Annotated in this window: 13 protein-coding genes, 4 tRNA genes and 6 rRNA genes; 17 read left to right on the forward strand and 6 right to left on the reverse strand. The window is 40.0% G+C overall.

The window, feature by feature from the left end:
- Window positions 1–18 precede the first annotated feature (18 nt).
- Window positions 19–924 (forward strand): metallophosphoesterase, encoded by a 906-nt coding sequence (locus tag K5X82_12185; GenBank protein ID QZT36053.1) that lies wholly within the window; start codon window positions 19–21, stop codon window positions 922–924.
- Between the two features lie 61 nt (window positions 925–985).
- Here K5X82_12185 and K5X82_12190 read toward each other — a convergent pair whose 3' ends face one another.
- The 5 genes from K5X82_12190 to K5X82_12210 are packed head-to-tail and all read right to left on the reverse strand — an operon-like array spanning window position 986 to window position 7,806.
- Complete coding sequence (locus K5X82_12190) at window positions 986–1,735, reverse strand: hypothetical protein (protein ID QZT36054.1); 750 nt, start codon at window positions 1,733–1,735, stop codon at window positions 986–988.
- A gap of 19 nt (window positions 1,736–1,754) precedes the next feature.
- Window positions 1,755–4,085: an OmpA family protein gene (locus tag K5X82_12195; protein QZT36055.1), complete on the reverse strand. Its 2,331-nt coding sequence runs from the start codon at window positions 4,083–4,085 to the stop codon at window positions 1,755–1,757.
- A gap of 4 nt (window positions 4,086–4,089) precedes the next feature.
- Entirely contained in the window at window positions 4,090–5,037 is a 948-nt protein-coding gene (locus tag K5X82_12200; protein QZT36056.1) for a type IX secretion system membrane protein PorP/SprF, read from the reverse strand.
- Entirely contained in the window at window positions 5,027–6,997 is a 1,971-nt protein-coding gene (locus tag K5X82_12205) for a gliding motility-associated C-terminal domain-containing protein (protein QZT36057.1), read from the reverse strand. The genes K5X82_12200 and K5X82_12205 overlap by 11 nt, the downstream gene beginning before the upstream one ends.
- 41 nt (window positions 6,998–7,038) lie before the next feature.
- The gene (locus K5X82_12210) at window positions 7,039–7,806 is read right to left on the reverse strand and encodes a hypothetical protein (protein QZT36058.1); all 768 of its coding nucleotides are present in this window, start codon (window positions 7,804–7,806) and stop codon (window positions 7,039–7,041) included.
- A 294-nt stretch (window positions 7,807–8,100) separates the two neighbouring features.
- On the opposite strand from K5X82_12210, the gene K5X82_12215 reads away from it, so the two are divergent.
- Complete coding sequence (locus K5X82_12215; protein ID QZT36059.1) at window positions 8,101–8,655, forward strand: hypothetical protein; 555 nt, start codon at window positions 8,101–8,103, stop codon at window positions 8,653–8,655.
- A gap of 163 nt (window positions 8,656–8,818) precedes the next feature.
- Here K5X82_12215 and K5X82_12220 read toward each other — a convergent pair whose 3' ends face one another.
- Window positions 8,819–9,910, reverse strand: coding sequence for a hypothetical protein (locus K5X82_12220; GenBank protein QZT36060.1), 1,092 nt, complete (start codon window positions 9,908–9,910; stop codon window positions 8,819–8,821).
- A 1,555-nt stretch (window positions 9,911–11,465) separates the two neighbouring features.
- On the opposite strand from K5X82_12220, the gene K5X82_12225 reads away from it, so the two are divergent.
- The 15 genes from K5X82_12225 to pepE all read left to right on the forward strand — a co-directional run bounded on the left by K5X82_12225 (window position 11,466) and on the right by pepE (window position 25,971).
- Window positions 11,466–12,989, forward strand: a 16S ribosomal RNA gene (locus K5X82_12225).
- 139 nt (window positions 12,990–13,128) lie between these two features.
- Window positions 13,129–13,202, forward strand: a tRNA-Ile gene (locus K5X82_12230).
- Between the two features lie 31 nt (window positions 13,203–13,233).
- Window positions 13,234–13,307 (forward strand) — tRNA-Ala (locus tag K5X82_12235).
- A 131-nt stretch (window positions 13,308–13,438) separates the two neighbouring features.
- Window positions 13,439–16,317 (forward strand): 23S ribosomal RNA (locus K5X82_12240).
- A gap of 128 nt (window positions 16,318–16,445) precedes the next feature.
- A 5S ribosomal RNA gene (gene rrf, locus K5X82_12245) occupies window positions 16,446–16,556 on the forward strand.
- 147 nt (window positions 16,557–16,703) lie between these two features.
- Window positions 16,704–18,227, forward strand: a 16S ribosomal RNA gene (locus K5X82_12250).
- Between the two features lie 139 nt (window positions 18,228–18,366).
- Window positions 18,367–18,440, forward strand: a tRNA-Ile gene (locus tag K5X82_12255).
- A gap of 31 nt (window positions 18,441–18,471) precedes the next feature.
- Window positions 18,472–18,545, forward strand: a tRNA-Ala gene (locus K5X82_12260).
- Window positions 18,546–18,676: 131 nt separating this feature from the next.
- Window positions 18,677–21,556, forward strand: a 23S ribosomal RNA gene (locus tag K5X82_12265).
- A 128-nt stretch (window positions 21,557–21,684) separates the two neighbouring features.
- A 5S ribosomal RNA gene (gene rrf, locus K5X82_12270) occupies window positions 21,685–21,795 on the forward strand.
- Together the 16S, 23S and 5S rRNA genes with 4 tRNA genes alongside form the textbook arrangement of a ribosomal RNA operon.
- Window positions 21,796–22,113: 318 nt before the next feature.
- Window positions 22,114–22,290, forward strand: a complete 177-nt coding sequence (locus K5X82_12275) for a hypothetical protein (protein ID QZT36061.1) — start codon at window positions 22,114–22,116, stop codon at window positions 22,288–22,290.
- A 341-nt stretch (window positions 22,291–22,631) separates the two neighbouring features.
- The gene (locus tag K5X82_12280) at window positions 22,632–23,123 is read left to right on the forward strand and encodes a sigma-70 family RNA polymerase sigma factor (GenBank protein ID QZT36062.1); all 492 of its coding nucleotides are present in this window, start codon (window positions 22,632–22,634) and stop codon (window positions 23,121–23,123) included.
- A gap of 2 nt (window positions 23,124–23,125) precedes the next feature.
- Window positions 23,126–24,097: a hypothetical protein gene (locus K5X82_12285; GenBank protein ID QZT36063.1), complete on the forward strand. Its 972-nt coding sequence runs from the start codon at window positions 23,126–23,128 to the stop codon at window positions 24,095–24,097.
- A gap of 21 nt (window positions 24,098–24,118) precedes the next feature.
- Window positions 24,119–25,159, forward strand: coding sequence for a PorT family protein (locus tag K5X82_12290; GenBank protein ID QZT36064.1), 1,041 nt, complete (start codon window positions 24,119–24,121; stop codon window positions 25,157–25,159).
- Window positions 25,160–25,260: 101 nt separating this feature from the next.
- Window positions 25,261–25,971, forward strand: a complete 711-nt coding sequence (pepE, locus tag K5X82_12295) for a dipeptidase PepE (GenBank protein QZT36065.1) — start codon at window positions 25,261–25,263, stop codon at window positions 25,969–25,971.
- Window positions 25,972–25,992: the final 21 nt, after the last annotated feature.

A 25,992-nucleotide genomic window follows, 5' to 3' on the forward strand; every position in this document is an offset into this window, starting at 1 on the left:
TACTAAAGCCTTGGGGATATGAAACGAAGAGAATTTTTAAAGAATACAGTATTAACGGGGATGGCCTTGACATTTTCACAATGTCGTAGTTCATCCTCTTCTCATGTTTGTTCATTTGGATTGATTACGGATGTTCATTATGCCGATAGAGATCCTAAATTGGAATGGAATCGTTATTATCGAAGAGCATTAGCTAAGTTTAAACAAGCAATCTCTTTTTTCAATTCAAAGCAACCTTCTTTTGTTGTTTGTCTCGGAGATATTAAAGATGAAAAAAAGAACCCATCTAAGCAGACCACGCTTCACTTCTTAGAGAGAATAGAGTCCGCTTTTGCTGCATTTAAAGGAAAAAGATATCATGCTCTAGGAAACCATGACCTTGATAGTATCTCAAAAGAAGAGTTCCTCTCTAGGGTGGTAAACAGTGGAATATCGAAAGAAAAAAGCTACTACTCTTTTGATGAGTGTGGAGTTCACTATGTTGTTCTAGATACCTGTTTTAAGTCGAATGGTATACCTTACGATGCTGGTAATTTCGAATGGTTTGATGCATATATACCTTCTGAAGAGTTAGAGTGGTTAAAAAAGGATTTGACCAAGACGTCTCTTCCTGTAATCGTTTTTACCCATCATCCTTTAGACGATTTCAACCTTCCAGATAAAAGAATATCCATTACGAATGCTTATCAAGTACGAAAGATACTAGAAGAATCAAGTAAGGTAATGGCAGTATTTCAAGGTCACCATCACGATGGAAACTACTGTCTGCATAATAATATTCATTATTATACAATGAAATCAGTTGTGGATGGAACTGAAGAGAATAATTATGCCCTCATTGAAATTAACCTTGAGAAAAATAAAATACTTATAAACGGGTATGGTAATACATCGTCATTAGACCTCAAGATAAAGAGTAAATAAGATAGGAACATTAAATTTTAAGGATAACACCATAATTTAGATGTTATCCTCGTTCAATATCTTAATCAAATTTAATCTTTGGTTTTGGTGATATGGTAACCTTAAATGGAGAAATAGCTGCACCTGGTTTCGCAATCTTAGTTTTCCCTTTAATCGTGTATTTAATTACAATATTTCCTGTGATATCTTTTCCACTACCACTTTTGTTGGTCCATGTTTTTACAAAATCTTTAGCATATAGCTTTAATGAATAATTTTGTTCGCTAAGAACATCAACTTTTGATGCATATTTATAAGTCTTCTTTTCATTATTTTTCCCATCGTTAAAGGTGACTTCAATATTATATCCTCCTTTGGGTATGCAATTATACCGTAAGTCTATTTGAACAAAATCAACAGTTGCTGATGCTAGCATTTTTGCAGGTAATGGGCTCCCATATTTGGCTGGGGTTATATAACTACATTGTGTCAAGTTACGCTTCTGAATGATACTCCATTCTGGTTCAATAATCCTGTAGTCTACATGGATTTGTTCTGTTACACAATTTTTTTCATTGATCATCTGAGCTGCAACTGCAAAATCTCCTGGTTCTTCCCATGAATGTGTTATGTATTTATTGACTGATATATCGTCCTTTATAATTATACTCTTTGGCTTGTTCTGAGTTATCACCCAACGATACTTGGATGGTTTTCCATCTGAAGTGACTTCAGTAACACTGATGTTGGAGCTATTCCAAAGAATAATCTTTTCTTGTGAAAATGAGATCACTGGTAGAAGATAAATAAGTAGTAAAAAAAATCTGTTCATTATATTTATATTAGTATGTTTAAATTGAGAGTGTGATAGTAACCCTTCGATTATACAAATGTTTTAGATATTGATTATCTGTTTTCATTGATTGCTGTGAAGGAATGTCCTCTCCGTATCCTTTGACTTGTATCAAAATCGTATTCGTCATTCTATCTTTTAGATAATTTCCTACCATCTCGGCTCTTAGTCTTGAAAGCCTCTTATTATATACAGAACTACCTCTTTCATCTGTGTGACCATAAACTTTAACTGTCAAATGTGGTTTGTTTTGTAGTCTCTGAGCAATTAAGTCTAATTTATCTTTATCATATTTACCTAAACGGATACTATTAAATCTAAAGTAAATTACCCCTTGGGTTGTTTCTCTTTTAACCTTATTTCTCTCTGTTATATTACCATGTTGATTCTTTCTATATCTCTCAAATAGTAACTGATCTTTTATGTAATTCGGAATCTGTTGCTCTTCAACTCCCAAAGAGGTGATATATATTTCAACCCTACGATCCTTCGCATTCTGATTAAACTGTTTAACTTTCTTATTATTAGGAATATCTTCACCAAAATATTTCATCTCAATCTGCTTAGATGAAACCCCCATGCCAACTAACTGTTGTTTTATTGAAGCAGCCCTGTTTTTCGAAAGAACAACATTATATCGATTGCTTCCAATCTTATCGGTGTGGCCTGATAGGTAAATCTTCAGAGATGGATTCTCCTTTAATTGATCTGCGATTCTTTGGAGTTCACTTCTGTCTTTATTGGGAATTTGATATGAATCAAACCCGAAATATACTTGATGAGTTAAGTAAACATGCTTCTTCTCTTTCTTACGGGGACTAAGGTAGATTGTATTAAACACTTTCTCTTTGAGTAAACTTTGGGCCTTGATGGATACCACCGTATCTCTATAATCCGCTGCATGAATAAATACCCTCATTCTACTTTGTGGGATCTTTTTAAGGTGAACCTTTCCATTTAAATCACTCTCTTTATGTAGAGAATCTCTATTCAAACATAATAATCTCGCTTTATATATTGGCTTACGACTATTGGTGTCTCTTATATGTACATGGTAAATAAAGTAGCTAAAGATATCTGCATTAAACTTATAGATATCATCTTGCCCTTCTCCTTGTGGTCTATTGCTACTTATATATCCCGTTTGGTTCGTTCGATTATAATCTATTCCTATCTCATCATACGGGCTATTTATACGCTGAGGTAGATGTTGAATTCCGACAGAATCTGTTTTGTAAAGATGGGTATAGTACAAATCGTATCCTCCATACCCATAGTGTCCATTAGAACTAAAAAGTAATAGGCTATCTGATATAATTCGAGGAAACAGTTCATTACCTTTTGTGTTGATCACATTTCCTAAGTTTGTTGGGACTTCCCATTTCCCTTCCTTTTTGTGTGAGATATATAGGTCAGACTGTGATGGACTATCTTTCTCTTCTCCAACAAATACTGCTACACTTTTTTGACTATTAAGAGTGATATGTCCGATAGACTTCTCTTCAAATCCTGGAAATACTATTCGATGTGATTTAGCCCATTTATTACCACTTTTGTTTTGAGTCTTGTATATCGAAAGCTTTCTCTTTTTAGTCTTCGTATATTCATTATGGTCCCTATTGATGTCAGTTCTAGTGTACCACAATTGTGCTTTATCAACAAAATTCGGTATACAATGGTATTTATTATCAAGACTAACAAAATCTTTCTGCGTATGCTCACTTATTGTATCATGCTTATAAATGTGGTATACATTTAGTCGATCTACCATAAACTCCATATTCTTAAGATCTGTCTGATCTTTGTTGCTCGCAAATCGCAACGTATGACCATCAAGTACTGGTGCAATCTCTGATTGTGTCGAATTTAAACTTTTAAGGTTCTTACATGCAATAGCTGGGTGAACCTCTTTGTCCTCTATCATAATTCGCTTGCAGAATGAAACCCATTGCAGTGCTTCTTCTGATAAACTATGCGTATAGTAATCCTTAAAAGAGCCTAGAGCTTCGGTGTATCTCTTCTCTTGATACAACAAACCTGTATATTGTCTAATACATTCCCAATGGGGATCAATATCTATTGATTGTTTATAATGTATACAGGCTTTAGATTCTTCCCCGATATGTTGATAACAGTTGCCCAACTTATAGTGGTACTGTGCTCTAATACTATCCGTATCGATTCTATTTGACGCTAATAGTTTTACAATATATGGGGCCGCATCTTTATAACGACCATTACGGTAGTATCTATCTGCCTGCCTCTTTTGTGCCAAACAGATGCTGAATTGAAACCCGATAAATATGAGAAGTAGAAGAACTTTTCGCATGTGTTTAAAACTGTCTAGGGTTAATGATTCTTTTCTTATCTTTCAAACTGTAACTAATCATTACTTCATGACTGTTACTACCAAATTTTAATGTCTTACCCAGATCAATATCGTAGGAGTATCCTAGTGTGATTGATGGAGTTATATTGAATGCAGTCATTGCGATAATACTTTTGGTATTCCTATAGGTCGCTCCGAGCCAAAAACGGTTCATAAAAAGAAAATTTGTAGTAACATCATACTGTATACCTGTGGATTGAAGATATTTCAACATAAACGATGGCTTCATGTATATAGAGTGATCCCTAGTAAGTGGAAATATTACACCACTGAATAGATAGATATGTCTAGATAATAGACTATACGCACTTTTGTATACCGTACCTTCTGAATATGCATACTCACTCTGGGTTAAATGTCTCGCTGAAACACCTGCATACCATGATAATCCGTATAAGTATATCCCTACATTAAAATCAGGAGAGTATCGGCTACTATTCTCCTGTTCATAAACAAGAGGATCATACTTATCTTTTACCTCTATATCTTCCCATCGAATGTTGTCACTAATTAATCCCGCTTGAATTCCTAATGATAGCTTTACCTTGTAATTGATATGAATTTGGTAAGAAACATTCAGTAGAAATGAGCTCTTACTCTCTGGGCCAAGTTGGTCTAATATAAAAATACCTCCAACCCCAAAATTGTATTCTCCCATGGGACCATGTACCATTATTGAGGTCGTCTTGGGAGATCCTGGAATATTGACCCACTGATCTCGTCTTGTCAATGTCGATTGAATTTCATCGATGGTTCCAGCATAACCAGGATTTATATACATTTTATGAAAAAAATACTGACTATTCATCCCATCTTGTTGGGCCATGGCATTAAACCGTATTGTACATAGAGTAATAAAGAGTATGCTAAATTTAAATAGTTTAGATATCATCACGACCTCCTCTCACGTAGATCCATCCTTTTAGCGGAGGATAATTGGGAACTTCAATCATGTAATAGAATGTACCATCGGTAACCAAATTCTTATTCTTTGATATGCCTTTCCAAACGACACTTTGGTTGTTATAGTTGCTAAAGCTGGCAATCTGATCTCCCCAACGATTAAAGATATGTACATTGTTTTCCGGGTAACGCTCAATGTTACGTATAATCCAAGTGTCATTCTTTCCATCATTATTAGGTGTTATTGTGTTGAAAGGTTTTATCTCTAATAATGAAGAGATATCAATATTCACCATCTTCAGCGGAGAGGAACATAGTTTGTCATTACTTTGGATATATACCTTCTCTCCATGTATTGTCGTACTCAGTATATTTATAAACTCCTTGTCTGTTTCACCAATCAATGCCCCGTCAAATGGCGCATCAAATATGGAGTAATGACTCTTTATATCATGGAGTGATTGAAACTCAAAAACGATATTTGAATTATTAATATCTGTCGTAACATTGGTGTTAAAATCCAATGAAGGATGTCTCTTGAATCGATGAACTCCAACTTCTTCTCTTGTGCTAATATTAGGGTGATAGGCTTCAACAATGATCTCTTCTGGAGTTTGCCTGCCTATCGTTGGAATGCTTACCTGTTTATCCTTACCATCTTTGCTAAATACAGTGAGGTTGGGGGTGAAGGGTTGATGCTGACCATCAAATAACTCATAGTAGGTCTCTTTCTGAAGGTTAAATAACGTGACTTCAATAGGCTCATCATATGGCGCACACGTAACATTACTCTCTAGTCCTATTGACTTGAAGTTTTCATGTTTTGGTGTAGAAATAAAATAACATCTGGACTTGATTGATTTCCCGTCTACCTTTGTCTCTAGTATAATTTTATCAATAAAGCCACTAGTCTGTTTTGTGGTGTAATTAAAATGTCCATTTTCCTGAACTATTAATTTGCCATACTTTTCTTGGGTCAATTTCTTAAAGGACTTTGTCTTAATTTGATCATTTACACTTACGTCTCCCTCTATGTTGTTGTGTGTATGGATGTAATATATGTTGTCTAAGCAAATGTCATTTGTCTGTTGTGGATAAATATAACACGTGCCCCGGCGGATTATACCACTATATAAGTCTGTGACATGGTAATTAAAACTATCATATCCAGTAATCTTATTTGTCCCAATGTATTCAAATGAACCTTTCTCATCCATATGGACTGCATTCCCAATTTTTGTCTTTTTTGTAACTCCATGATAGGATAACTTATGTCCAAAAGTACTGTAGTCATTATTCGAAACAGTCCCTTTGACACCTCCCGAAGATCTTAAAATATAGCTCTCATTGTTGCAGACCAAAATGTTTTTAGTGAAGTCTGAGGGTTGCCTCTGAATTATCACTAACGGCTCTTTCTTATGTGACTTATTCAACTTATATTTAATAACCTCAGCATAATTAAACGGTTTACTCGAAATATCCACCTTTCCTCGCCTAGATATAGAGTAAGAACTCCTACTTATTGTCATCCACTCGTATTCTGAAGACTTTGGAAGATATTGATCATTTATCGATAGGTCAAAACTCTCTAATGTGTTTTCATATAATACGAGGTGATCTTCCACTCCAACTGTTCCGTTGATGATATTAAAGCTTTTTGTTATCCAATCTGAATAGCATCCATGAGAATCTATACCTCTTGCGTGTATCTTGTATGTCCCTACTTCTGTAAATGGAATTATTCCACTCTCTGAAGTTATTGAAGCCAGCTTACTGATAGCTCCTACTGAGTTTTCAATACACCACTCATAAGTCCATTTATCCTTCTCGATAAGTGAGAATTTGATAGGCTCTCCCTGAATAAATGTTTTAGTTTGTGCTTTACCTCCCTGACAAACTAAAAATACTATGGTAAGAAGTAATAGAATCTTATTAGGTCTGCTATTCATCGATTTATTGTTACAATAATATGGCAATTCAGAATACACTACTATTTAAACTCAATTTGTGGTCGTGGATTAATGGTTGCTGTAAATGAACTCATACCACCAGTTTTTTCTGCTACAGGTTGTTTGTGTGGATTAGTGATACTTATAACACTTATCGTTAATATCTTTGGACTATCAGTCGTATTCGTATAGTAGCTATCAAATTCGGTTTGGTCAATGTTAATATCGACATAGCTGGCTTCATGAATAGTCGTTCTTTTGGCTGTGTAGCGTATCTCCATATCTTTCCGTTTTGCCCCATCTTCCACTTGATATTGTATGGTATATTCACCTGCGATGGTTGCAGTAAATGCTACTTTAAAAGAAATTGAAGCATCTGGTTTTGGTACTAACTTTATTGTACCTATAGATATTCTGCTTGGTGTTAAACTACATTGTATTATATTTAATGGTATAGGCTTGATATACCATTGAGATGGATGTACTGTAAAGTCCATTGGGATCTGAGGTGATAAACAACCATTTTTATCTCTCATGCGTACATATACCGTAAAATCTCCAACATCGGTCCACTGTTGTGTATATTGTCTTTGTGTCATCTCCCTTTCATAATATATACTCTTGCCTGTACCTTTTTTACGAATCAACCAATGATATTTATCTGCAAGAGTTTTAGTGCTTAGTGGTTCGACTCGAAATGTAGAAAACTCTCCTTCGATTATATCTGTGACATTGATTAGGGGCTTCACTTGAGAGAACAACTTTGTTCCTGTAACTACTAATATGATACATGTAATTAAATACTTCATGTTTTGTTGAGATTAATATTTGTATGGTTGGAATATTGTGGGGGAAAATGATGTTTAACATCTGGTACTAACTTCAAAGGTATGATTTGAGCCTATTACTATCAAGATATTAATTACACTATAGGTGCCAAAAAGATAATACATTGATATACAGTGGTTAATGATTTTAGTTGATGTTTTATAGCCTCTTATGGTAAAAAGTGTTTCACGTGAAACATCTTTTATTCTTTGTTAACTATGTAGTTATGATGATTATGTGTATAATGGCAATTGTTGTGTATTAAATATATTGTTATGAAACAAATGTCACTTATTTTGACCGCATGCCTACTCTCCTTTATATTTATAGGAAGTGTAGATGCAAAGGCATATGTTCAGACCGGAATGAAGAATGTTTATGTCGCCTCCGTGTCTAAGCATGAACATCACGAAAAGAAACATAAAGAGAAGAAGGATCATCACAAGAAACATAAAAAGAAACATTGTGATCACCATTGCCATCATCATTCTGGTCATCACCATAAGCTTAAACCAAAACATCATCATCCAAAGAAGTATACCTATCATGGTTGTACTTATCATAGTAAACCCGTTTACCACACATGCAATCACTATCGTGTAGTCACAAAACGCCCTGCAAATCCTAATGTAGTGGTTCATATTCAAAAACCAGGTGATGGCTATGTGTTAATAAAAGGAGAGTGGAGGTACGACAAAAAATACAATGAGTATGTATATGTAGAACCTCGATGGGTAAAAAAACCATCTACTAAAGCTATGTGGATTTCAGGTGCTTGGTCTCTTTCTAATGGTGGTTATGTGTGGCTCGGTGGAAAATGGAAACTGTAATCTATACGCTTAAACTATTTTAGGTGTAGGATATTAGTATCATACCTAATAAAATATCCATGTGGCATAGTTAATCATTCAGAACCCTGTGATGGCTATATTGATTTTATGACACATGGATATGGTTCATTACAGGATTTAACCTGATGCAAGATATTTCAACTTAAAAATAGGTCTGTAAGCCAAATAGTAGGGTTTTATGTGTACTCCCTTTTCCATTATAATCTTTAATACTTATTCCATAGTTTCCTTCTATGGTTAAGTGTAGATTGAATGAAGAACTACTCCTTCGAATAGGAATAATTGGCTGCTGTAACTTTAATGACGGAACAAAATTTAGGCTATTCCCCTCAAGGTATGTTTTATTATCTACACTGATCATACTCCTTGAATACTCTAACTTTCCTATTATAGCAATAAAACCTCTGCCTAAATGGATGATGGGACCTATTCCAAGATTTACGAATTTGTAGTAGGTCTTACATGAACTCGAATATTCTGGATTGCTTTTGGGTAAACTGAAACCGTAAGTAGATATAATCATAAAGTTGTCGTATACATCTGCTCCGCTTATATATATACCAGCACCCCCTTTAGAATTAAATCCTCCTACTTCAAGAAGAATCATTTTATCTCTTCTTTTACCTTTTTGAAAATCTTCCTCACTCTCCCGAACCATTTCTCCTTGAAGCCATTCAATGAAGTATATATTTTCCGAAGCAGAATTACTCTTAATATACGCCTTAAGTGCGTCACTTGTCTTTATTCTAACATTCTCACTTTGATTTTTGCAGGTGGCCATGTAGAAATAAGTGTACATATTAATCTGTTCTTGCGTCATCGACTTGTCGACCTTGCTTCGTTCTCTAATTTCATCCCAATAGGATTGGTAATATTGAATAAGATGAGTATTAATGTTGTGATATTTAGATTGTTTGCCTTTTGTAGTATTGGTCGAGCTAGGATAGTAGTTAAGTCTTATGAGTTCTAAAAACCTTTCTTTATCACCAAAGATAATAGAGCAATAGATCCATTCCGAATATGTCATGACAGAGTTTGAGTGCTTATTATCGCGTAACTTGAGATATGCCTCTCTTGCATTACTGTATTCATTGATCGATAGAAATCGATGCATTTTCTTCTTATCGTTGGTTGCACTTACATCTGATGTACTTAGCTTATCTATGTTCTTTGTGTTGCGAGAGAACGCATTAATGCAAAGAAGTAGTGCAATAATAAAAGTTAGGTGTTTCATCTGTATTTGTGGTTATTATTGGTAAATATCAATCATTTATCCTTCACGCGATGTAAAATGACAGAATATCTCTTCCGAATTTACACGGTTCGTACAATTAGAGTGTTGTGAATAAATGTATTTGTATGCAAAAATATATTTATATTGCATTAACTTGTATTTTATTCTGAGAAAATCCCCATTGATTTAGTACCCTCTTCATCATCCAAAAATAACTTCTCTGTAGGTAGTTCTTTATTGCCTCTCATTTTTTCATTGCATAACCCTCGAAAGTATAATCATACTTATCTTATATCGAACCTACTATTTACTTATACCTAAATGTTCTGCTGGGATAGTTGAAGCTATATATCTTTATTTGAGCTCTACCTCACAAGTGTTCGGTGTTTTAAGCAAGTTAGGTGTCACTAACTTTTAAACAGTATATCAAGGTTATGTGGCTCTACAATATATCTATTGGGAGTTTAATCTACACCCAACCTGTACTTCCTCCTGACCAACCTCGTACCTTCCTCGGACTTAATTCATCCCTAATCCGTCTTTAACCCGTCCTTAATACGTCCTTTGTCCGAGATTCGTCCATCATTGATCCATGGTTCAGCCATCGAAACCCCCGAAATCGATGGACAAACCATGGACGAATCATGGCTAAACCATGGACAAAGGACGGATTAAGTATATATTAAGGACGTATTAACGACGTATTAACGACGTATTAGGTGCGAGGTTGGTCAGGGAGAGGTGTGGTTTTGGTGGCTGTTTATCTCGGGTTGGTGTTTTTGTCGTGCTGATTTTAGGGCGTGGTTGATGTGGTGTGTTTGAAATTTGATTCTGGTGTTTTTTCTCTTTGAATGGGGCTATATATATAACGGATGCATTTTTTGAGATGGGAGAGGAGTGTGGTGTGGATAGGATATGGGGTGTTGTGTGTTTTGTTTGAAAAAAGTTTTGGGCGTAACAGGTTGGTCGTAAGGGGCTGGGGGTGGAGGTCTGTTTTTTTCTAAGAAAAAACATGTTATTTTATTTGGAATAGTGGGTGAAAATGATGTTTCTTTGCATCGCATTTGAGAACAAATGCACACGTTCTACCGACATATTTACAGTGAACTGAATATTATCCCTTCCGCTGTGTGGCTCCATTGATTCTAGCGAGATGAGAAAGAGAGGACATAAGAAGCTGATAGAAAAACAGGGCATGATTAGAGGTAGGTAGGACATTGAAATTTTGACTAGAATATAAGGTGAAAAAATATTTCACTTTTCATTTGGATCTTTCAAATGAAATGAGTTATCTTTGCAGCCACGTTCTAGAAAAAAGCGGAGAGTGTTTTTTAAGTCTCAATTAAGTTGAGAAATTATTTAAGAAAACATTTGGAGTTTAAAGATAAAATCGTTTATCTTTGCAACCGCAAAAACATCGGCGCAACGGCGACGATGGATGAATAAGATACAAAGTTCTTTGAAGATATTTTTTGATAATGACAAGTACAAAAAAGCAACCGTCAATCTAATAGATTTTTGAGTTTTTGTTGAGCTAAATTAATTAACTTTTTATACAACGAAGAGTTTGATCCTGGCTCAGGATGAACGCTAGCGGGAGGCCTAACACATGCAAGTCGAGGGGTAACGGAAGTAGCTTGCTACTAGACGACGACCGGCGCACGGGTGAGTAACGCGTATGTAATCTGCCTTGTACAGGGGAATAGCCCAGAGAAATTTGGATTAATGCCCCATAGTATTACCGAGTCGCATGATTTGGTGATTAAAGCTCCGGCGGTACAAGATGAACATGCGTGACATTAGCTAGTTGGTAAGGTAACGGCTTACCAAGGCTACGATGTCTAGGGGTTCTGAGAGGATGATCCCCCACACTGGTACTGAGACACGGACCAGACTCCTACGGGAGGCAGCAGTGAGGAATATTGGTCAATGGACGCAAGTCTGAACCAGCCATCCCGCGTGAAGGATGACTGCCCTATGGGTTGTAAACTTCTTTTATATGCAAATAAACCTACTTTCGTGAAAGTAGCTGAAGGTAGCATATGAATAAACACCGGCTAACTCCGTGCCAGCAGCCGCGGTAATACGGAGGGTGTAAGCGTTATCCGGATTTATTGGGTTTAAAGGGTACGTAGGCGGTAATATAAGTCAGTGGTGAAATCCTGCAGCTCAACTGTAGAACTGCCATTGAAACTGTATTACTTGAGTATACTTGAGGTAGGCGGAATGAGTAGTGTAGCGGTGAAATGCTTAGATATTACTCAGAACACCGATTGCGAAGGCAGCTTACTAAGGTATAACTGACGCTGATGTACGAAAGCGTGGGGAGCGAACAGGATTAGATACCCTGGTAGTCCACGCCGTAAACGATGATTACTCGCTGTTGGCGATACACAGTCAGTGGCTAAGCGAAAGTTTTAAGTAATCCACCTGGGGAGTACGATCGCAAGATTGAAACTCAAAGGAATTGACGGGGGCCCGCACAAGCGGAGGAACATGTGGTTTAATTCGATGATACGCGAGGAACCTTACCTGGGCTTAAATGTACGGCGATCGGTCTAGAGATAGACTTTTCTTCGGACGACGTACAAGGTGCTGCATGGTTGTCGTCAGCTCGTGCCGTGAGGTGTCGGGTTAAGTCCCATAACGAGCGCAACCCCTATCTTTAGTTGCTAACAGGTTAAGCTGAGGACTCTAGAGAGACTGCCACCGTAAGGTGAGAGGAAGGTGGGGATGACGTCAAATCAGCACGGCCCTTATGTCCAGGGCTACACACGTGTTACAATGGTCAGTACAAAGGGCAGCTACCTGGCGACAGGATGCTAATCTCTAAAACTGGTCTCAGTTCGGATCGGAGTCTGCAACTCGACTCCGTGAAGCTGGATTCGCTAGTAATCGCGCATCAGCCATGGCGCGGTGAATACGTTCCCGGGCCTTGTACACACCGCCCGTCAAACCATGGAAGCTGGGGGTGCCTGAAGTCTGTTACCGAAAGGAGCGGCCTAGGGTAAAACTAGTGACTGGGGTTAAGTCGTAACAAGGTAGCCGTACCGGAAGGTGTGGCTGGAACACCTCCTTTCTGGAGCCGACAAGAACGGTTAAAGAAAATCGACGAGATTAGGTTGTTTTTTCTTGTCATATCAAAAAACCTTATATACCCACATAACCAAAGTGGATAGCGTTAGGCTGAAAAACTAAGGTGGTTATGTTTTAGACATAGTCCCGTAGCTCAGCTGGTTAGAGCGCTACACTGATAATGTAGAGGTCCCCAGTTCAAGTCTGGGCGGGACTACAATCGTAATATTATTTATACGAGGTTATTTGGGGGATTAGCTCAGCTGGCTAGAGCGCCTGCCTTGCACGCAGGAGGTCATCGGTTCGACTCCGATATTCTCCACACATTTATATTGATTTAGTTAGATTTAATTTGATTAGATCGGTGTATATAAGTTCTTTGACATTCTGGAAAAAAGTAATCTGTAAAAGAATACAACAGATATCGAGATTAACATTAAAGGTTAATTATAATAGAAAGTAAGTAAGGGTGTATGGTGGATGCCTAGGCTCTTAGAGGCGATGAAAGACGTGATAAGCTGCGATAAGCTTCGGGGAGGTGCAAACAACCTTTGATCCGAAGATTTCTGAATGGGGCAACCCAGCCAATTTATTGGTTATCTGACTATGTCAGAGGCAAACCCGGAGAACTGAAACATCTAAGTACCCGGAGGAAGAGAAAACAAAAGTGATTCCGTTAGTAGTGGCGATCGAACGCGGATTAGCCCAAACCAATGACGTTTCGGCGTTGTTGGGGTTGTAGGACTGCGATATGAGATTATGCGTGAAGTAGAAGTAACTGGAAAGTTACACCAGAGAGGGTGATAGTCCTGTACACGTAAGCAAATATGATCTAGCAGTATCCTGAGTAGGGCGGGGCACGTGAAACCCTGTCTGAATCTGCCAGGACCATCTGGTAAGGCTAAATACTCCTAAGAGACCGATAGAGAACCAGTACCGTGAGGGAAAGGTGAAAAGTACCCCGAACAGGGGAGTGAAATAGTACCTGAAACCATACACTTACAAGCGGTCGGAGCATCATTAGATGTGACGGCGTGCCTTTTGCATAATGAGCCTACGAGTTACTCCTCACTAGCAAGGTTAAGAGCTTAAGGCTCGGAGCCGAAGCGAAAGCAAGTCTGAATAGGGCGTCGAAGTTAGTGGGGGTAGACGCGAAACCGTGTGATCTACCCATGGGCAGGTTGAAGTCTTGGTAACACAAGATGGAGGACCGAACCAGGGAGCGTTGAAAAGCTCTTGGATGACCTGTGGGTAGGGGTGAAAGGCCAATCAAACTCGGAAATAGCTCGTACTCCCCGAAATGCATTTAGGTGCAGCCTTGGATATAGTATTGCAGAGGTAGAGCTACTGATTGGATGCGAGGGCTTCACCGCCTATCAACTCCAGACAAACTCCGAATGCTGTAATATGATTACCAGGAGTGAGGGCATGGGTGCTAAGGTCCATGTCCGAAAGGGAAAGAACCCGGACCATCAGCTAAGGTCCCCAAGTATATGTTAAGTTGAACAAACGAGGTCTGATTGCATAGACAGCTAGTATGTTGGCTTGGAAGCAGCCATTCATTTAAAGAGTGCGTAACAGCTCACTAGTCGAGCGATCGGGCATGGATAATAATCGGGCATTAAACATATCACCGAAGCTATGGATTTAATGGACTACCATTAAGTGGTAGGGGAGCATTCTGACTGCGTTGAATGTGTGCTGTGAGGCGCGCTGGAGCGGTTAGAAAAGCAAATGTAGGCATAAGTAACGATAAGGAGGGCGAGAAACCCTCCCACCGATAGACTAAGGTTTCCTGATCAACGCTAATCGGATCAGGGTTAGTCGGGACCTAAGGGGTAGCCGAACGGCGAACTCGATGGACAACGGGTTAATATTCCCGTACTTTATATAGTTGTGATGGGGCGACGGAGTGATGAAAGCACCGCGTACTGACGGAATAGTACGTTGAAGGGCGTAGGTTATGAGATGTGTAGGCAAATCCGCACGTTGAGCTGAAACCCGATAGTACCGAGAGTCTTCGGACGATTGGATAGTGTGCCTAAGGGCTTCCTAGAAAAACCTCTAAACGTAGATTATATAGACCCGTACCGCAAACCGACACAGGTAGTCAAGGAGAGAATCCTGAGGTGCTCGAGTGATTCATGGCTAAGGAACTAGGCAAAATCGATCCGTAACTTCGGGAGAAGGATCGCTCCTCGCAAGGGGAGCCGCAGTGAAAAGGCCCAGGCGACTGTTTATCAAAAACACAGGGCTTTGCTAAATCGAAAGATGATGTATAAGGCCTGACACCTGCCCGGTGCCGGAAGGTTAAGTGGGGGCGTTATCTTCGGAGAAGCGCTGAAATGAAGCCCCGGTAAACGGCGGCCGTAACTATAACGGTCCTAAGGTAGCGAAATTCCTTGTCGGGTAAGTTCCGACCTGCACGAATGGTGCAACGATCTGGGCACTGTCTCAGCCATGAGCTCGGTGAAATTGAAGTATCGGTGAAGATGCCGATTACCCGCAACGGGACGGAAAGACCCCGTGAACCTTTACTGCAACTTCACATTGATTTTGGGCAAGTAATGTGTAGGATAGGTCGGAGACAATGAAATGGCGTCGCTAGGCGTTGTGGAGTCGTCCTTGAAATACGACCCTTTGCTTGTTTGAAACCTAACTCAGCAATGAGGACATTGTGTGGTGGGTAGTTTGACTGGGGTGGTCGCCTCCAAAAGAGTAACGGAGGCTTCTAAAGGTACCCTCAAGACGATTGGTAACCGTCTGTAGAGTGTAATGGCACAAGGGTGCTTGACTGTGAGACCAACACGTCGATCAGGTACGAAAGTAGAGCATAGTGATCCGGTGGTTCCGTATGGAAGGGCCATCGCTCAAAGGATAAAAGGTACTCCGGGGATAACAGGCTGATCGCTCCCAAGAGCTCATATCGACGGAGCGGTTTGGCACCTCGATGTCGGCTCGTCACATCCTGGGGCTGGAGAAGGTCCCAAGGGTTGGGCTGTTCGCCCATTAAAGTGGCACGCGAGCTGGGTTCAGAACGTCGTGAGACAGTTCGGTCCCTATCTGTTGTGGGCGCAGGAAACTTGAGAGAAGCTGCTGCTAGTACGAGAGGACCGCGGTGGACAAACCTCTGGTGTATCAGTTGTGCCGCCAGGTGCATTGCTGAGTAGCTACGTTTGGAAGAGATAAGTGCTGAAAGCATCTAAGCACGAAGCTCCACTCAAGATGAGGTTTCCTTAGAGGGTCGTTGGAGACTACGACGTTGATAGGCTGCAGGTGTAAAGGTTGTGAGACCAAAGCCGAGCAGTACTAATTACCCGAAACTTTCATTAGAACAAAAGATTAGTTGTATTTAGATTACTTTTTCCAGGAGCATGTCAAAAAGATATATTGAACTATGTATGCTGATAATGTTAGATTATAACATTTAAGTCAGATATAAATAACCGTATTTAGAATTTAAGGTGGTTATTGCATAGGGGTTCCACCTCTTCCCATTCCGAACAGAGAAGTTAAGCCCTACCGCGCCGATGGTACTGCAGAGATGTGGGAGAGTAGGTCGCCGCCGTTTTAGTAAAAGATCAATTCACTAGAGTTGATTTTTTTATGAACTAAACGTTCTTTGAAGATTTTTTTTGATAATGACAAGTACAAAAAAGCAACCGTCAATCTAATAGATTTTTGAGTTTTTGTTGAGCTAAATTAATTAACTTTTTATACAACGAAGAGTTTGATCCTGGCTCAGGATGAACGCTAGCGGGAGGCCTAACACATGCAAGTCGAGGGGTAACGGAAGTAGCTTGCTACTAGACGACGACCGGCGCACGGGTGAGTAACGCGTATGTAATCTGCCTTGTACAGGGGAATAGCCCAGAGAAATTTGGATTAATGCCCCATAGTATTGCCGAGTCGCATGACTTGGTGATTAAAGCTCCGGCGGTACAAGATGAACATGCGTGACATTAGCTAGTTGGTAAGGTAACGGCTTACCAAGGCTACGATGTCTAGGGGTTCTGAGAGGATGATCCCCCACACTGGTACTGAGACACGGACCAGACTCCTACGGGAGGCAGCAGTGAGGAATATTGGTCAATGGACGCAAGTCTGAACCAGCCATCCCGCGTGAAGGATGACTGCCCTATGGGTTGTAAACTTCTTTTATATGCAAATAAACCTACTTTCGTGAAAGTAGCTGAAGGTAGCATATGAATAAACACCGGCTAACTCCGTGCCAGCAGCCGCGGTAATACGGAGGGTGTAAGCGTTATCCGGATTTATTGGGTTTAAAGGGTACGTAGGCGGTAATATAAGTCAGTGGTGAAATCCTGCAGCTCAACTGTAGAACTGCCATTGAAACTGTATTACTTGAGTATACTTGAGGTAGGCGGAATGAGTAGTGTAGCGGTGAAATGCTTAGATATTACTCAGAACACCGATTGCGAAGGCAGCTTACTAAGGTATAACTGACGCTGATGTACGAAAGCGTGGGGAGCGAACAGGATTAGATACCCTGGTAGTCCACGCCGTAAACGATGATTACTCGCTGTTGGCGATACACAGTCAGTGGCTAAGCGAAAGTTTTAAGTAATCCACCTGGGGAGTACGATCGCAAGATTGAAACTCAAAGGAATTGACGGGGGCCCGCACAAGCGGAGGAACATGTGGTTTAATTCGATGATACGCGAGGAACCTTACCTGGGCTTAAATGTACGGCGATCGGTCTAGAGATAGACTTTTCTTCGGACGACGTACAAGGTGCTGCATGGTTGTCGTCAGCTCGTGCCGTGAGGTGTCGGGTTAAGTCCCATAACGAGCGCAACCCCTATCTTTAGTTGCTAACAGGTTAAGCTGAGGACTCTAGAGAGACTGCCACCGTAAGGTGAGAGGAAGGTGGGGATGACGTCAAATCAGCACGGCCCTTATGTCCAGGGCTACACACGTGTTACAATGGTCAGTACAAAGGGCAGCTACCTGGCGACAGGATGCTAATCTCTAAAACTGGTCTCAGTTCGGATCGGAGTCTGCAACTCGACTCCGTGAAGCTGGATTCGCTAGTAATCGCGCATCAGCCATGGCGCGGTGAATACGTTCCCGGGCCTTGTACACACCGCCCGTCAAACCATGGAAGCTGGGGGTGCCTGAAGTCTGTTACCGAAAGGAGCGGCCTAGGGTAAAACTAGTGACTGGGGTTAAGTCGTAACAAGGTAGCCGTACCGGAAGGTGTGGCTGGAACACCTCCTTTCTGGAGCCGACAAGAACGGTTAAAGAAAATCGACGAGATTAGGTTGTTTTTTCTTGTCATATCAAAAAACCTTATATACCCACATAACCAAAGTGGATAGCGTTAGGCTGAAAAACTAAGGTGGTTATGTTTTAAACATAGTCCCGTAGCTCAGCTGGTTAGAGCGCTACACTGATAATGTAGAGGTCCCCAGTTCAAGTCTGGGCGGGACTACAATCGTAATATTATTTATACGAGGTTATTTGGGGGATTAGCTCAGCTGGCTAGAGCGCCTGCCTTGCACGCAGGAGGTCATCGGTTCGACTCCGATATTCTCCACACATTTATATTGATTTAGTTAGATTTAATTTGATTAGATCGGTGTATATAAGTTCTTTGACATTCTGGAAAAAAGTAATCTGTAAAAGAATACAACAGATATCGAGATTAACATTAAAGGTTAATTATAATAGAAAGTAAGTAAGGGTGTATGGTGGATGCCTAGGCTCTTAGAGGCGATGAAAGACGTGATAAGCTGCGATAAGCTTCGGGGAGGTGCAAACAACCTTTGATCCGAAGATTTCTGAATGGGGCAACCCAGCCAATTTATTGGTTATCTGACTTCGGTCAGAGGCAAACCCGGAGAACTGAAACATCTAAGTACCCGGAGGAAGAGAAAACAAAAGTGATTCCGTTAGTAGTGGCGATCGAACGCGGATTAGCCCAAACCAATTACGTTTCGGCGTGGTTGGGGTTGTAGGACTGCGATATGAGATTATGCGTGAAGTAGAAGTAACTGGAAAGTTACACCAGAGAGGGTGATAGTCCTGTACACGTAAGCAAATATGATCTAGCAGTATCCTGAGTAGGGCGGGGCACGTGAAACCCTGTCTGAATCTGCCAGGACCATCTGGTAAGGCTAAATACTCCTAAGAGACCGATAGAGAACCAGTACCGTGAGGGAAAGGTGAAAAGTACCCCGAACAGGGGAGTGAAATAGTACCTGAAACCATACACTTACAAGCGGTCGGAGCATCATTAGATGTGACGGCGTGCCTTTTGCATAATGAGCCTACGAGTTACTCCTCACTAGCAAGGTTAAGAGCTTAAGGCTCGGAGCCGAAGCGAAAGCAAGTCTGAATAGGGCGTCGAAGTTAGTGGGGGTAGACGCGAAACCGTGTGATCTACCCATGGGCAGGTTGAAGTCTTGGTAACACAAGATGGAGGACCGAACCAGGGAGCGTTGAAAAGCTCTTGGATGACCTGTGGGTAGGGGTGAAAGGCCAATCAAACTCGGAAATAGCTCGTACTCCCCGAAATGCATTTAGGTGCAGCCTTGGATATAGTATTGCAGAGGTAGAGCTACTGATTGGATGCGAGGGCTTCACCGCCTATCAACTCCAGACAAACTCCGAATGCTGTAATATGATTACCAGGAGTGAGGGCATGGGTGCTAAGGTCCATGTCCGAAAGGGAAAGAACCCGGACCATCAGCTAAGGTCCCCAAGTATATGTTAAGTTGAACAAACGAGGTCTGATTGCATAGACAGCTAGTATGTTGGCTTGGAAGCAGCCATTCATTTAAAGAGTGCGTAACAGCTCACTAGTCGAGCGATCGGGCATGGATAATAATCGGGCATCAAACATATCACCGAAGCTATGGATTTAATGGACTACCATTAAGTGGTAGGGGAGCATTCTGACTGCGTTGAATGTGCACTGTGAGGTGCGCTGGAGCGGTTAGAAAAGCAAATGTAGGCATAAGTAACGATAAGGAGGGCGAGAAACCCTCCCACCGATAGACTAAGGTTTCCTGATCAACGCTAATCGGATCAGGGTTAGTCGGGACCTAAGGGGTAGCCGAACGGCGAACTCGATGGACAACGGGTTAATATTCCCGTACTTTATATAGTTGTGATGGGGCGACGGAGTGATGAAAGCACCGCGTACTGACGGAATAGTACGTTGAAGGGCGTAGGTTATGAGATGTGTAGGCAAATCCGCACGTTGAGCTGAAACCCGATAGTACCGAGAGTCTTCGGACGATTGGATAGTGTGCCTAAGGGCTTCCTAGAAAAACCTCTAAACGTAGATTATATAAACCCGTACCGCAAACCGACACAGGTAGTCAAGGAGAGAATCCTGAGGTGCTCGAGTGATTCATGGCTAAGGAACTAGGCAAAATCGATCCGTAACTTCGGGAGAAGGATCGCTCCTCGCAAGGGGAGCCGCAGTGAAAAGGCCCAGGCGACTGTTTATCAAAAACACAGGGCTTTGCTAAATCGAAAGATGATGTATAAGGCCTGACACCTGCCCGGTGCCGGAAGGTTAAGTGGGGGCGTTATCTTCGGAGAAGCGCTGAAATGAAGCCCCGGTAAACGGCGGCCGTAACTATAACGGTCCTAAGGTAGCGAAATTCCTTGTCGGGTAAGTTCCGACCTGCACGAATGGTGCAACGATCTGGGCACTGTCTCAGCCATGAGCTCGGTGAAATTGAAGTATCGGTGAAGATGCCGATTACCCGCAACGGGACGGAAAGACCCCGTGAACCTTTACTGCAACTTCACATTGATTTTGGGCAAGTAATGTGTAGGATAGGTCGGAGACAATGAAATGGCGTCGCTAGGCGTTGTGGAGTCGTCCTTGAAATACGACCCTTTGCTTGTTTGAAACCTAACTCAGCAATGAGGACATTGTGTGGTGGGTAGTTTGACTGGGGTGGTCGCCTCCAAAAGAGTAACGGAGGCTTCTAAAGGTACCCTCAAGACGATTGGTAACCGTCTGTAGAGTGTAATGGCACAAGGGTGCTTGACTGTGAGACCAACACGTCGATCAGGTACGAAAGTAGAGCATAGTGATCCGGTGGTTCCGTATGGAAGGGCCATCGCTCAAAGGATAAAAGGTACTCCGGGGATAACAGGCTGATCGCTCCCAAGAGCTCATATCGACGGAGCGGTTTGGCACCTCGATGTCGGCTCGTCACATCCTGGGGCTGGAGAAGGTCCCAAGGGTTGGGCTGTTCGCCCATTAAAGTGGCACGCGAGCTGGGTTCAGAACGTCGTGAGACAGTTCGGTCCCTATCTGTTGTGGGCGCAGGAAACTTGAGAGAAGCTGCTGCTAGTACGAGAGGACCGCGGTGGACAAACCTCTGGTGTATCAGTTGTGCCGCCAGGTGCATTGCTGAGTAGCTACGTTTGGAAGAGATAAGTGCTGAAAGCATCTAAGCACGAAGCTCCACTCAAGATGAGGTTTCCTTAGAGGGTCGTTGGAGACTACGACGTTGATAGGCTGCAGGTGTAAAGGTTGTGAGACCAAAGCCGAGCAGTACTAATTACCCGAAACTTTCATTAGAATAAAAGATTAGTTGTATTTAGATTACTTTTTCCAGGAGCATGTCAAAAAGATATATTGAACTATGTATGCTGATATATGTTAGATTGTAACATTAAGTCAGATATAAATAACCGTATTAACAATTTAAGGTGGTTATTGCATAGGGGTTCCACCTCTTCCCATTCCGAACAGAGAAGTTAAGCCCTACCGCGCCGATGGTACTGCAGAGATGTGGGAGAGTAGGTCGCCGCCGTTTTACAGAGAACCGATTCTTGTTAAAGAGTCGGTTTTTTTGCGTCTATACTTTTTTAGGTAATATGCTGTGTCTCCATTATAGCAAGAGGAACCTCTTCCCGACATCATTGCCCTTTGGGAACAGAGAAGTTAAGCTCTACCGCACCGATGGTATTGCAGATATGGGTGAGAGTAGGTCGCCGCCATTTTACAGAGAACCGATTCTTATTAAAGAGTCGGTTTTTTTGCGTCTATACTTTTATTATCGATATGAACTGATTCTATTAAGGTCAGTTTTTTTGCGTTTATACTTTTTTAGGTAATATGCTGTGTCTCCATTATGGCAAGAGAGACCTCTTCTTGGCATAATTGCCCTTTGGGAACAGAGAAGTTAAGCCCTACCGCGCCGATGGTACTGCAGATATGGGCGAGAGTAGGTCACCGCCGTTTTACAGAGAACCAATTCTTGTTAAAGAGTCGATTTTTGTCAATATATTTTACATTGAGACAAACGTGATCTTATTTGAAGTGTCTTATAATTTCTATTTATTGTTCACGATTAGTTTAATATGTATAACTGAGGTTTAAAATAATATCATAGGGTATTGGTCATTGTCTATTTGATCATAGACATGTAAAACAAGAGCTTCAGTAGCTTTAATTTTACTGTACCTTATATTGCCATGTACTTTAAATTTGATGTTCTTAGAAATGGTGTTTTGTAAGTAAGTAGGGAGTAAATATCTTGCTGATGATTACTTCTTTCTGTTTATTTAATAAAAAGAAAGAATATCTGTAACTTTTCAAATGTGATATGCGTCTGTATATATGTAATGACTTTAGTTCCTGTTAAATAATATGACAACGAAAGAATATAATGAATTAGTAAAATGTCATTCGGATGGCGCTTATCGTTATGCTTTACGACTTGTAAAGGATGGTGATACTGCTCATGATTTGATCCAAGATTGTTTTGAGAAAATTTGGATTCGTTGTAAGCAAATTGATGTAGAGAAATCAAAAAGCTATCTTTTTATGACAATCCATAATGGTGCGATGGATCTTTTTAGAAGGTCCAAGTTTGTGGATGATAAAGCTGATGTGACTCTCGTAGATAAGCGTTTTGATACAAATCAATATTCTGATTTACAAGAGCAACTCCATGAAGCATTAGAGTCGTTACCTGAAATTCAACGTTCGGTTGTATTATTACGTGATTATGAAGGGTATTCATATGATGAGATTGCTGAAATTACTAATTTGAACGAGAGTCAAGTGAAGGTGTATATATTCAGAGCAAGAAAGAGTTTGAGAAAATATATAGGTAGTATTGAAAACTTGGTTGATTGATTATGAAGATAACTATTGATAATTATGAGACATATGTAATAGATTATCTGGAGGATAATTTAGATAGTTTGTTACGGGGGAAGTTCGAAGAGTTTCTTCGAAGTAATCCAGAGATACAAGAAGAAGTGGAGGATTGTTTAGGAGTAGCATTAGAATCAATGGATGAAGTTACTTTTGATGCAAAGATTAATCTCTATCGCAGCGAAGATATTGACGATGCTATTATATCGGTAGTGGAAAGAGTCGCTTCAGAAGACGAGTTTAAGTATATCGAGGATTTAGCAAAACGAGATGATGTAGTAAAACAGAGTTTAAATATATATAGTTTGATCAGGCTAATTCCAGATCATGAGATTGTATGTGACTTTAAGAATAAACTTTATAAGAAACATTTTGTCTTCGATTTTACAAAAAAGGTTATTTCTATTGCTGCAACTATATTGTTGTTCATAGGGATTCATCAAGTACTTGTTGCCCCACGTTTTGATACCACTGAGAGTGGGTTATCAAAAAGTGAAGAGTATAAGAAATCATTTATGCCTCCTAAATATACTCTTGAGCGTGAGATCTATCGAAAAGATAGTCGGAATGAAGGGTTGGCACAGGTTGAAAGCCCGAAACATATAGAAGAGGTTAAGCAGGTGATTGAAACAGCGAAAGAAATTGAAGCAACATATGCTTCTGTGAGAGAAATGGACCAAATGGAGTATATTGAACCTGTTGCAATTTCATTTGAATCAAATGAAGTTGATGTTCAAGAAATTTGTTTACCAGAATCAAAAGATGTGATAAATATAGTTGATGATAAGATTGATTTTAAAACAAGACCGAATAAGCTTAAATATGATGTAAAGGAAGAGCTAGATCAGCCTTTACAGGAGAGAGTAGTTGGAGAGAAGAAGGTGAAAAGACGTCGTTTCCTTCAGAAGATAGGTACTACTATCGCTTCGATAAGTGATATTTATTATGAATAAGACCGTTAAAAAATAGAACAGATGATCCGTATTATAAGAGATACAGTACTCATTATAGGAGTTATAGCAGTAAATACAAGTGTTTTATTGGGAGCTGATACAAAGTTGCAACCGGTAGATAATTTAGCTGATTCTGTGGTTGTTGCCCCAAGAGATACGATTTTGAATGCAGATGATTGGTTCAAAAAGAATGGGGGAGTAACGACAACAACTTCGAGTCCCAGTAAGGAGAGTGTTAAAACGAATGAACCTGAGATAGATAAACTTTCTGACGAATGGTTTAAAGATAATAGCTCAAAAAGTAGTACAAAAACAAATAAAGGGTTGCATGAAATCAGTGATGATTTAGGAGGAGTTTATGGTGATTTAAATGTTGCAGTAAATGACTTTAAGATTAGCTTCATGGATATGAATGGATTTCTAATGAAGAAATCTTCTAAAGAGGAGTTTGAAGCTCGTTGGTCATTAATTGATATCGGACTAAATACGCTGAATAATACATCATATGGTATGTATCCAGTATCAAATGATTTTATGGATATTGATAACAATAAGTCTATTGAGTTTGCGATCAATTTCTGTAAGTTGAGTATTGGTTTGTCACGATTTAATCCGCGTATTGGTTTGATGACAGGATTAGGAATTACGTGGAATAATTATAGGTTTAATCAACCTTATACAATTAAAGATGAGAATGGCATGGTTCAGCCATTAGCTTTAGATGATGATGGCCTAATTAAGAGTAAACTAGTTAGTTCTTATTTGTCTATTCCTTTGATGTTTCAATATAAATTGCGCATTCCTAATAGTATGACTCCTATAGTTTTTTCTGCGGGTGTAACAGGGGAGATAAAGCTTGGTTCACATACAAAAATAAAAACATCATCTGGAAAGCAAAAAGACCATGATGATTTTCAATTGGTTCCCTTTAGATATTCGTATACTGGTCGTATAAGTTATGGATTGATATCTGTATATTTTAAATATTATCAACCCAACCTATTTCAAAGTGATAAAGGTCCACAAACGACTCCTATGACTTTTGGTATTGGCTTATTTTAGGTCTAATAAGTGGTTCGTATCTCATTTTCATTCAGTATTATTAGTTATCTTTGTTTATAGTGTGAATGCATTAGTATAATAACTATTTAAAACTCAACGATATGATGCAACTACTGCTTATTAGCAATTCAACAATGCCAGGAGAGGCTTATTTAGATTATCCAAAATCAGAGATTAAAGACTTTCTTGGAGACAAAGTAAAGAAAGCGCTGTTTATACCTTATGCTGCGGTAACTTTTTCTTTTGATGAATATGAAGCTAAAGTCGCGGATAGATTTAATGAATTAGGTTATGAGGTAACAGGAATTCATAGATTTGAGGATCCAATCAAAGCAATAAAAGAGGCTGATTCGATTGTTGTTGGAGGAGGAAATACGTGGCAATTGGTTCGTATGTTGCATGAACAACAATTAATGCCAGCCATTAGAGAGAAAGTAGAGAATGGAACTCCATATATAGGATGGAGTGCAGGATCTAATGTGGCTTGCCCTTTCTTGAAAACAACTAATGATATGCCAATTGTTGATCCATTAGGTTTTGACTGTTGTGGCCTTATTCCTTTCCAAATTAATCCACATTATCTAGATGCAAATCCAGAAGGACATGGAGGTGAGACACGAGAGCAACGTATTGAAGAGTTCTTAGAAGTTAATCAAGATATATATGTTGCGGGACTAAGAGAAGGTACAATGTTTAGATATCAAAAGGGTCAGTTGAGACTCGTTGGAGATCGAAGCTGTCGGATATTTAAATACGGTCAGAACGCTATTGAGTTGACCCATAAAGACGATTTTAATTTTCTATTAAAATAAATTGATGGACCGAGCAAACAA

It is taken from the genome of Prolixibacteraceae bacterium, assembly GCA_019856515.1.
Taxonomy (GTDB): domain Bacteria; phylum Bacteroidota; class Bacteroidia; order Bacteroidales; family Prolixibacteraceae; genus Halosquirtibacter; species Halosquirtibacter xylanolyticus.